We start from the raw sequence: 10,277 nt of genomic DNA on the forward strand, positions 1-10,277 counted from the left end.
GAACGACTGGGGGTGGCACGACCGGTGGCGGCACGACTGGCGGTGGCACGACCGGCGGCGGTGGCACGACCGGTGGCGGGACGACTGGTGGTGGCGGGACGACCGGTGGTGGCGGGACGACCGGCGGCGGAACAACGGGGACGACTGGTGGTGGCACAACCGGCGGCCACCACTTCCACTTCTGACAGGTAGCCCATGCCTGACGGTCTGGTCACAGTGGTATTGCCGTGTCTGAACGAGGCCGAGTCGCTGCCGTCGGTGCTAGCGGCGATCCCGCCCGGCTACCTGGCGCTAGTGGTCGACAACAACAGCACCGATGACACGGCCGAGGTGGCCCGCCGCCATGGCGCCACGGTGGTTGCCGAACCGCGCCCCGGGTACGGCTCCGCGGTACACGCCGGGGTCGTCGCGGCGACGACACCGATCGTCGCCGTCATCGACGCAGACGGGTCGTTGGACCCCGCCGACCTGCCCCGGCTGGTCGCCGACCTCGACCGCGGCGCGGACCTGGCGATCGGCCGGCGCCGCCCGGTGCCCGGGCTGCGCTGGCCCTGGATCGCGCGACTGGGCACGGTGATGATGAGCTGGCGGCTGCGAACTCGGCACGGCCTGCCGGTACACGACATCGCGCCGATGCGGGTCTTCCGGCGCGACGCGCTGCTAAGCCTTGGCGTCAGCGACCGCCGGTCGGGCTACCCGCTGGAGTTGCTGGTGCGGGCGGCCGCGGCCGGGTGGCGGTTGGTCGAGCACGACGTCGCATACGGCCCACGCATCGGCGGCAAATCCAAAGTCAGCGGTTCGCTGCGAGGCAGCGTGGTCGCCATCTTGGACTTCTGGAAAGCGATCTCGTGAGCCTCGTGCCGGTGACGCTGCTGGTAGTGGCTAAGGCGCCGGTGCCCGGCCGGGCCAAGACCAGGCTGGCCGCTGCGGTCGGCGACCAGGTCGCTGCCGAGATCGCCGCCGCCGCGCTACTCGACACCCTCGACGCAGTGGCTGCGGCCCCGGTCGCGGCCCGGGTGGTGGCGCTCACCGGCGAGCTTGACGACGCCATCGACGCCGCCGAAATCCACGGCCGACTCGAGCCGTTTAGCGTGATCCCGCAGCGCGGCAACGACTTCGCCGATCGGCTGACCAATGCGCACGCCGATGCGGCCGCCCTCGACGGACATCCAGTGCTGCAGATCGGGATGGACACCCCGCAGGTCACCGCCGAGCTGCTGGCTGACTGCGGGCGACAACTGACCGAAGCGCCAGCTGTCCTCGGCTTGGCTCGTGACGGGGGGTGGTGGGTGCTCGGCGTGCAAAGCCCGGCGCTCGCGCGGTGCCTCCGCGATGTCCCGATGTCTCGGCCCGACACCGGCGCGCTAACTCTAAAGGCACTGTGCCGCAACAGCGTTCACGTGACTCTTCTCGAAGAGCTCTCCGACTTCGACGTCGTCGACGACATCGCCGCCGTGCGCGCGGACTGTTCGCCGGCGAGCCGGTTCGCCCAAACGACCCGCGCCGCGGGTCTCTGACCTATCGACGGGCGATCGCGCGTCCGGCCAGCCCGACGACGAATACGCCCAGCCCGACGAGCACCGACTGCCACGGCAAGGTGACGGCCAGCAGCAGGCAGCCGGCGACGCCGCATACGTTCAGCACACGCGGCCAGCGCCTCTCCGCGCGAGGCTGCGTGAAGGCCGACGCGTTGGCGATCGTGTAATAGATCAGCACCCCGAACGACGAGAAGCCAATCACCCCACGCAGATCCACCGTTGCCGCCAGGACGGCCACGATCGCACCAAGTGCGATTTCGGCGTGGTGTGGCACGCGGTAGCGCGGATGCACGGCGGCCAGCCAGCTGGGCAGATCCCTGTTGCGAGCCATTGCGAGTGTGCTGCGCCCGATTCCGGCGATCAGCGCCAGCAGCGCGCCCAGGCTGGCAAGCGCCCCGCCGACGGCCACCACCGGCACCAGCGGTTCGGCCCCGGCCGCCCGCACCGCCTCGGCCAATGGGGCTGCTGCTCGCGAAAGTCGCTGCGGCCCAGCAGCTAGCAGCGCCGCGACCCCGACCACCAGGTACACCACGACTGCCGCGGCAAGCGCGATGATGATGGCCTTGGGGATGGCGCGGGCGGGTTCGCGGACCTCTTCGCCCATTGTCGCGATTCGCGCATAACCGGCGAACGCAAAGAACAGCAACCCCGCCGACTGCAACACTCCGTACGGCGTGGTGGTCGACCAGGCGTCGGCCCCGGTGAGGTTCGACAGCCGCACGCCACCAACCCCGATGCCGATGACCACTGCGGCAAGGGCAATGAGTGTGCAGGCCACCAGGATTCGGGCCAGCGTGGCGGTTTTGGTGACGCCGCGGTAGTTCAGCGCGGTCAGTGCGACCACCGCCGCGACGGCGACGAGGCGCTGCGCCCACCACGGGCCGGGCAGCGCGTAAGAGGCCACGGTCAGCGCCATCGCCGCGCACGACGCGGTCTTACCGATCAGAAACCCCCACCCGGCGGCGAATCCCCACCACGGGCCGAGCCGTTCGCGCCCATAGATGTAGGTGCCGCCGGAGGTGGGATAGACCGCCGCCAGCTGCGCCGACGCGGTGGCGTTGCAGTACGCGATCGCCGCAGCGAGCACCAATCCGATCAGCAGCCCGGCCCCGGCGGCGCGCGCGGCGGGGCCGAACGCCGCGAATACCCCGGCGCCCATCATCGATCCCAGCCCGATGACTACCGCGTCAGCAAGGCCGAGCCGACGCGCCAAAGCCGCGTCGCCCGAGTGAGTTTCGTGATCGTCCATGTCTGCTATCGCGGGTTGCCCTCGGGTACTGCTTCGGATTGTTCAGTTGTGTCGGTACTCGCTCCGCGGCGAAGCACGCGTTTTGCGTTGCTCGGAAGACGTTGCACGGTTTCGGGTGGGATGAATGCGAGGTACAGCACGAACATGGCGAGGGTGAAAAATCCCGCGGCGATGCTGATCATGATCATTGTGTGCATGACAACGCCTGCGGCCAGGACCCAAGGTCGCAAGCGGCGATTCCACACCAAAAACGCAAGTGAAAGCTCGACGGCGAGCGTGCCCCAGGTGGCGGCGTTCATCAGCAGCGCACTGTTGGTGGCCCAGTGTGGGGGAGAGAGCAGCACCAGGTCTGGCAGTCGCAGCGCGTAGGAGACGGCGGTGCCCTGCGGCCAGGTGGACCCGTCGATCTTGCTGAGCGCCGACGCCAAATAGATCAGCGACATCTGCACCTGCAACAACCGAACCGCCCACTGCGGGCGCTGTTGCGCCGACCAGAATATTCCGGCGCTGCGCGCTTGGTCCAGCGACAGCGCTGACCCGCATGGTGAGAGCGCGAGGACCAGCGCCTCGATGCGCACCGCGACATCACCGGAGTTCCATACCAACGGGTCGCGGTGTTGGAACGACATGATGAGCACGAATACCGCCAGCGCGGCGAGTCGGCTGTGCCAGCCGATGGTCAGCAGGAGCGATGACAGCAGCAGCGCCGCCCATCCGATCAGCAGCGCATGGTCACTGTTCCAGATCGCGAAAACACCCCAGTAATACGCCTCGCCGGGTTGTTGAGGCATTATCCCGTGCGGGCCGAATAGCGGATACAGATCGGGTAGCAGAGAGATGGCCCAACCGATCGCGACGATTCCGAAAGCGATCCTGACCAAGCCCAGGGTGTAGGCCGGTTGCAGTTGAAACCAAAAGATCCGCCATGTCGTCAGCGCGGCCACAACCCGTGGCCGCTGACCGTGTCCGGGTTCAGTCATGGCCTGCCGGTGAGGGTTTCGTCGTAAAGGGTTTCCTCGCCTGGGACGGGGGAACCGTTGGTACCCGGCGCCGGAAGCGACTCGGTGCGCAAAATCATCTGCACCCGTACAGCGCGCTCAGAGCGTCCGGTAAGCCGGCGAACAATCCAATGCGCCACTCCAGCTCGGCTCGCGGGGTCGTGCACAACATTCTCTTTGACCTTCTGCCAGTGATACCACGCGAACGCGCCCACCACGCGGTCGCCGCGTGGATTTGTCCACGCCCGCTGGACACCGTTGGCCAACGTCACGCGCACGTCGAGGAACTCTTGGCGGCGTGGCGGATCCGGCGCATACATCCGCCAGCTCTGTTCCAGCCCAGTCGCCGACGCGATCGGCTGGAGCACCGGTGCGAGTCGTCGCTTGACTTCAGCATCCGGCAGACTCCACACGACGCCGATGAGCAGCACGAGCACGATCACGCCGCTAATCGCTGCTTGGCCGAACGACGAGCTTTCGAATCGCGGGCCGATCGTCGACAGCTTTTTCAGACCCCGCGTGATCATCGGCCGACCTCCCTTCTACCAATGGGTAAAGATCAGACTATTCAGCAACAGCGCTCCACCGACGTTAATGGCCAGCCACAGCCGTGCCGAGCGCGGTGGCGACAGGGCGGGTGCGGCGGTCAGCCATACGGTGAACGGCAGCCAAATCCGTTCTGTCTCGGCCTTGCTCAGCATGCTCACGTCGGCGCAGATGATGGCAATCAGCATCGCCAGCATCAATAGATGCAGGCCCGATCGCCGGCGGATCGCGGTCAGGTCGAAGACCCGACTGAGTCCGGCGACGCCGCCTAAGCCGATCGCGCACACCACCGCCGCCAAGTTGGCCCAGCTCCAGTACTGAAATGGGCGTTCATGCGCAATGCCCTGCCAATAGCGTTGCTGCACAAGGCTATAACCGTCGAGCCAGCAGAATCCGGTAGCGGTGAACATCGCCGCCACTGCGGCCGCGGCCAGAAGCGCGGGTACCAGTGTCCGCAACACTGAGCGCCAGTCGCTCGCGCACACCAGTACCGCCAACGCCGGAATCGCCATCAACATCAGGCCATAGCTGAGAAACACCGACCAGCCGAGCAGCAATCCTGCGGCGGCGCCGAGCAGCCCCGGGAATCGAACGGCGCCGCGCACCGCCAACGCCAGCAGTGTGATGCCCCAGGCGGCAACGCCGGCGAAGTACCCATCGGCCGACACCGCGATCCAGATCGCGGTGGGCGCAACGGCGACGAACGCCGCAGCGCTTCGCGCGGTCGGCTCGTCGGCCAACGTCCGCAGCGTGATCACGATTGCGCCCGCGGCGCTCGATCCGACCAGCAGGCACAGCAACCCGGCCCACGCGCCGCCGCCCAGGCCGATGCGGTCCAGCCAGACGAACGTCAGCAGCGCCCCCGGCGGGTGACCAGAGACGTGGGTGATCCACGAATTCGGCTGGAAATCCACAATCCGACTGGAGAACGTACGCAGCGTTTCCGGGATGTTGGTGATGCCCGGCACCTGCGGTAAATACTCGTCCTTGTCGGTCAACCGGCCGGCGAACCCGCGTTGCCAGCCGTCGATCATCGCCAGCGAGAACGCCCACACACACGACGTCGCCCAGGCGACCAGGGGCAGCGCACGCCACGAAAGCCGCTGTGCGACAACGGGTCCCCACAGCACGGCGGCCAGTCCAAGTGCAATCGCCGGTCCAGTACCCCAGCCGACATGCGCCTCGAGCAGGCCGAAAATCGGGGCGGCGCCGGCATGCCAGGCGAAACGGTCCGGAACGCGCAGATACGACGCGATGCCCCAGTGCATACGTGGCACTACGAACGCGGCCGCAACCAGGCCGAGCCCGATCGCAGCCCCAATCGCTTCCCGACGGGCGATCCTCACGACCGGGGCAGCCCTATTGATGGGCAGGCTCGTCGGCCGCGGGTTGTTGTTGAGGCGGCCGTCCTTTGCGCAGCGTGGCAAGCAATTCGCGATAGGGCCCGATCAGATAGACGGTGTCGTCGGCGTGCAGTCGCGCATCGCGCCGTGGGTGCAGCTTGATCAGTGAATTCGGCCGGGTGATCGCGATGACCCGGGTCTGGGTGGACAGTTCGAACATGCGCAGGCCGTCGAGTTCGCTGCCGGGCGCCACCTGCATTCCGCCAACCACGAATGAGCGTTGGCCCACCGAGAACGTGCCTAGCACCTGCAGGCCGACCGCGGCGCCGATGAACCAGGGTGCGGCCAGTTCGACGGTGGAGCGCACGTTTTCGAATCCGAACCGCTGTGCCACCGCGAAACCCAGCGTGCGGTCAAAGACCCGCAGCACCAAGGGAACGTCGGTCCAGTTGAGACCGGGCCGTATTTCGGTCCCGAGCATTTCGGTCAGCACGATGCCGGTTTCGACGTTGATCATGTCGTCGCGGGTCAGCACCGCGACCGCGCGGGCCCGATCGACCCGTGCCGATTGCAGGGTTGGACGCAACGTGGCGTCGCCGAAGATCACCGGGACATCGAGTTTGCGTACCGCCGATAAGAAGCGGTTGTCCTCGTCCTGCTCGATCACCGCCACGTCATATCCCGCAGTGGTCAGATCGGTAACCACGCGCATGGCGATAGCGCTCAGCCCGACGACGACAATGTGGTTACGCAGATGACGAATCCGGGGGCGCGCAGCCCCAAGGACGAAGCGGCGCGACAGCAACACGTCGGCTACGAAAGCGACGAGCAAAGCGGTGGTCGTCACCCCGCTGAACATCATTACGGCCGCGAACACCCGCAGCCAGGTGGGCTGGTGCACGAAGCTGAAGTCGCCGTAGCCGGTCGTGGTCATGGTCTCGACGCTGAAGTAGAACGCGTCCACCCAGCTCATCCGCGGCGGGGGCCGGTAGTTGAAGCGCAACAACACCGTGCAGCAAGTCAGTAGCAGCATCGAACCGGCCACGATCGGATAAAAGATCGGGTTGAACTCGTTCACCAGGGCCCAGACGGCGTCGACCGCGCGCCGCGGCCATGGCCGATGCGACCGCGTCCGGGTTGCGGGCGGAATCCTGATGCCCTGGGCTGCCACTTCATCGGCGGTCCCGACCATCATCGTCCAGTCACCGGCATGCACCCGCCGATCCCGGCCCGGGCAGACATCCATCTCGCCGGGGGTGGAGGAGTTTTCGCCGTGAATCACCGCCACCGGGGCTAGATCGCCGAAGAGTTCACGCAGCGTTGCTTCACGGTGCGCCTCGCGTCCGGCGACGACGAATTGGATTCCCGCGGCTTCGAATTGGTGAGTTCCCTGCTCCAGGCACGCCTCGACTATCGACGGCGCCGCGAGTTCGGCGACGTTGAGGGTTGCACCGGGCCCGTTGTCGTCGGCAACTGCTTCGCGCAGCACGTCGTTGGAGAGCCGCGCCACCACACGCGCAGTCGGGTTGGCTTTCCTTGCCAGCAAAGCGATTTCGAGATTTATCGCGTCGTCGTCGCCAACGCAGACTACGGCAGTCGCGTGAGCGACCTCAGCGAGGGTGAGCTCGCGAGCGACGCCGGCCTCGGACTGCTCGATATTAGCCAGCCTGGCGACGGTCGCCCCGGCGTTCTTCAGCTCCTCGATGATCGTCGTGGCCAGCGCATCGTCACCGCTGACGACGATGTGGCGGTGCATTGACGCATTATGTCACCCGGTATCAGCACTTAGCCGCGCTGACACAGGCGGGCCAGCGCCTGCCGGTCGACTTTGCCGATTCCGCGCATCGGCAGCGCATCGACGATATGCAGCTCGCGTGGCGCGGCCGTGCGGTCCAGGGTGCGCATGAGGTGCGCCCGTAGCGTGTCGAGCGAAGGCGGGACACGACCGTCGGCCACCACGATGGCGGCGACCACCCGCCGGCCCAATCGCTGGTCGTCCAGCCCGAACACCGCGCAGTCGGCCACCGCGGGGTGCGTGCGCAGCGCGGCCTCAACGGGCTGGGGCAGCACGGTCAACCCACCCGTGCTGATCGCCTCGTCGGCCCGGCCCAGCACACTGAGGACACCCGAATCATCAACAACGCCAATATCATCGGTGCGAAACCAGCCCGGCTCGGCGAACGGATCGGGATCGGGTGGGTTGCGATAGCCGCTGGCCAGGGTCGCTCCTCCGATCACAATCCGGCCGTCGGGGTCGACCCGCAGCCGCACTCCGTCGAGCGGAACCCCGTCGTAGACGCATCCGCCCGCAGTCTCGCTCATCCCGTAGGTGCGCACCACCCTGATGCCGGCGCTCGCGGCAGCGTCCAGGACCGGAGGCGGGGCAGGGCCGCCGCCGACCAGCACGGCGTCCAAGTTGGCTAACGCCGTTGTCGCCGCCGGATCGGTCAGCGCCTTGGCCAACTGGGTGGCCACCAGCGCTGTGTAACGGCGACCGGAGCCGAGTTGCTCTACCGCAGAGGGTAATTCGGTGATGTCGAAGCCGGTCGAGACGTCCACCTCGACCGGAACGGTATCGGCCAGCAGGCTGCGTACCAGTACTTGGACACCGGCGATGTGGAACGGCGGTAACGCCAGTAGCCATCGGCCGGGGCCGCCCAGCCGGTCATGGGTGGCGGCGGCGCTGGCGGTCAGCGCGGCGGCCGTCAGCAGCGCGCCCTTGGGCGCACCGGTGGTTCCCGACGTCGTCACCACCACGGCGATGTCGTCGTCGATGGCTTCGCCCACCCGCAGGGCCGCCAAGGTGGATCGGCGATCGCCATCGGCAGCCACCGGCAGCAGCGCGGACGCGCGGCCGTCCAGAGCCTGCTCGAGCGCCGCCAGCAGCGGGCGCGCCGAGGACCCTTGCGCCACGGCGAATGCGCGCAAGACGGCTATCCGGCCCCCTCGCCGTTGCGGGCATCGTCGAGCGGCCAACCCTTGGCGGCCAGCCGCCCACGAACCCGCTCGACGTCGTCCGGCGCCGGCAGCTCGTCGGTGAGCTGGGTGATCAGCACACCGATGTCGATGTCATCGAACCCGGGCCGGCGCATCAGTTCGTGGGCCACCGCTTTGACTTCGTCGCTGCTAAGCCGACGCGACAGTAGGGCCAGCACCGGAAAGTAGTCGGTGGGCGGGATGCCCTCCGGATACCCCGCACGCAGCCAGGCGACGATCGAGGTGAGGAATCGGTTCACACTGCCTCAACTTCCCCCGCACGGCCTTGTTAAGCCTGAACAGCGAACGAATTTTGATGTTACGCGGGTTTGGCACCCAGGATGTACCAGCCGGTGTGCGCCCCGAGGAAATCCCGGGAGATGTACAACACGCCGATTGCGACCGCGACCAGCGCCACCGCGTACAACACCCAGCTGAGCGCGGTCAGCGCCGGATTCCTGGGCCAGACGGCCGCGCCATCGGAGCCCGCGATACCGGCGCCCACGCTGCCCACCTTCACGGCGAGTGCGAACAGGGCAGGCAGCCCGCTGCCGAGGAGCAATCCGAAGATCAGGATCTTCACCGAAGCCTCGTAGTTGAACCAATGGTTCATGGCATGCCTGCCTTGTTCGGTTGGGCGGTGCGGGGATTGGCGCCGGTAACCTCGCCGTTCGGAATTCCCGCGCCGACGGTGACCGCAGGGCGGTCTTCTTGGTCGAGCCCAGTGGTCAGGTCACCCTTCCATTCCGCATTGACGTTCGTGTGGTCGACCTTCGTGCGGCGCGACCGTAGGTAGATGGCCGTGGCCAGCGCCACCAGCAGACCGAAGCCGATGATCGAGCCGAGGTAGCCGCCGATCTCGTGCACTATCAGGTAGGTAATGGCGCCAACGGCACCAGCCGACGGCAGCGTGATCAGCCAGGCGGTCACCATCCGGCCGGCCACCCCCCAGCGCACCTCCGCTCCCGGTTTGCCAACACCGCTGCCCAGCACCGAACCGGTTACCACCTGAGTGGTGGACAACGCATACCCGAAGTGAGCAGACAGCAGAATGATTACCGCCGAAGACGATTCGGCGGCCATTCCTTGTGGCGACTTGATCTCGACGAGTCCCTTGCCCATGGTGCGGATGATCCGCCAGCCGCCGAAGTAGGTACCCAATGCCATCGCGCAAGCGCAGGCGAAGATGACCCAGAACGGGGGGAGCGCGGCGGTCCTGCTGACTGCGCCGTAGGAGATCAGCGCCAGGAAGATGACGCCCATCGTCTTCTGGGCATCGTTGGTGCCGTGTGCCAGCGAGACCAGCGACGCCGAGAAGATCTGGCCACGGCGGAAAGCGGCCTCGCTGCGGTTCTCCGGAACACCACGATTGAGCCGGTAGACCAACCAGGTGCCGACCGAACCGACCAATCCGGCCAACAACACCGACACCAGGGCCGGGATCAGCACCCGGGACACCACGCCGGTCCAGATCACCCCGTGTCCGCCGACCGCGGCGATCATGGCGCCGACGATGCCGCCGACCAGGGCATGCGAGGAGCTGGACGGGATACCCAGCAGCCAGGTCAAGAGGTTCCAGACGATCCCGCCGACCAGACCTGCGAACACAAGTTGCAGTGTCACCAGA

The 10,277-nt window shown here is 67.1% G+C and carries 12 protein-coding genes; 3 read left to right on the forward strand and 9 right to left on the reverse strand.

Features of this window, described 5'->3' with window-relative positions; all coding sequences use genetic code 11:
- The 3 genes from WBF82_RS02355 to WBF82_RS02365 all read left to right on the forward strand — a co-directional run.
- On the forward strand, positions 1-192 hold a 192-nt coding region (locus WBF82_RS02355; protein ID WP_424381492.1), incomplete at its 5' end, for a hypothetical protein.
- 3 nt (positions 193-195) lie between these two features.
- Complete coding sequence (locus WBF82_RS02360; RefSeq protein ID WP_424381493.1) at positions 196-852, forward strand: glycosyltransferase family 2 protein; 657 nt, start codon at positions 196-198, stop codon at positions 850-852.
- Entirely contained in the window at positions 849-1,517 is a 669-nt protein-coding gene (locus WBF82_RS02365) for a TIGR04282 family arsenosugar biosynthesis glycosyltransferase (RefSeq protein WP_424381494.1), read from the forward strand. Before WBF82_RS02360 ends, WBF82_RS02365 begins: the two co-directional genes overlap by 4 nt.
- A gap of 1 nt (position 1,518) precedes the next feature.
- Here the strand turns inward: WBF82_RS02365 and WBF82_RS02370 are convergent, their stop codons facing one another.
- The 9 genes from WBF82_RS02370 to WBF82_RS02410 form a co-directional block, all read right to left on the reverse strand.
- Positions 1,519-2,787 (reverse strand): APC family permease, encoded by a 1,269-nt coding sequence (locus WBF82_RS02370; RefSeq protein ID WP_424381495.1) that lies wholly within the window; start codon positions 2,785-2,787, stop codon positions 1,519-1,521.
- Positions 2,788-2,792: 5 nt separating this feature from the next.
- Positions 2,793-3,767: an HTTM domain-containing protein gene (locus WBF82_RS02375; RefSeq protein ID WP_424381496.1), complete on the reverse strand. Its 975-nt coding sequence runs from the start codon at positions 3,765-3,767 to the stop codon at positions 2,793-2,795.
- On the reverse strand, positions 3,764-4,312 hold the full coding sequence (locus WBF82_RS02380; protein ID WP_424381497.1) for a hypothetical protein: 549 nt from the start codon (positions 4,310-4,312) through the stop codon (positions 3,764-3,766). Before WBF82_RS02380 ends, WBF82_RS02375 begins: the two co-directional genes overlap by 4 nt.
- A 15-nt stretch (positions 4,313-4,327) precedes the next feature.
- Complete coding sequence (locus WBF82_RS02385) at positions 4,328-5,677, reverse strand: hypothetical protein (RefSeq protein ID WP_424381498.1); 1,350 nt, start codon at positions 5,675-5,677, stop codon at positions 4,328-4,330.
- Positions 5,678-5,690: 13 nt separating this feature from the next.
- Complete coding sequence (locus tag WBF82_RS02390; protein ID WP_424381499.1) at positions 5,691-7,430, reverse strand: NAD-binding protein; 1,740 nt, start codon at positions 7,428-7,430, stop codon at positions 5,691-5,693.
- Positions 7,431-7,459: 29 nt separating this feature from the next.
- Complete coding sequence (gene menE / locus WBF82_RS02395) at positions 7,460-8,515, reverse strand: o-succinylbenzoate--CoA ligase (protein WP_424381503.1); 1,056 nt, start codon at positions 8,513-8,515, stop codon at positions 7,460-7,462.
- Positions 8,516-8,607: 92 nt separating this feature from the next.
- On the reverse strand, positions 8,608-8,910 hold the full coding sequence (locus WBF82_RS02400; RefSeq protein WP_424381500.1) for a DUF3349 domain-containing protein: 303 nt from the start codon (positions 8,908-8,910) through the stop codon (positions 8,608-8,610).
- A 59-nt stretch (positions 8,911-8,969) separates the two neighbouring features.
- On the reverse strand, positions 8,970-9,263 hold the full coding sequence (locus WBF82_RS02405) for a hypothetical protein (protein ID WP_424381501.1): 294 nt from the start codon (positions 9,261-9,263) through the stop codon (positions 8,970-8,972).
- Positions 9,260-10,277: anion permease (locus WBF82_RS02410; protein WP_424381502.1), on the reverse strand; the 1,018-nt coding region annotated here is incomplete at its 5' end. The genes WBF82_RS02410 and WBF82_RS02405, both read right to left, overlap by 4 nt.

It is taken from the genome of Mycobacterium sp. (assembly GCF_049673265.1).
In the GTDB taxonomy this organism is placed as follows: domain Bacteria; phylum Actinomycetota; class Actinomycetes; order Mycobacteriales; family Mycobacteriaceae; genus Mycobacterium.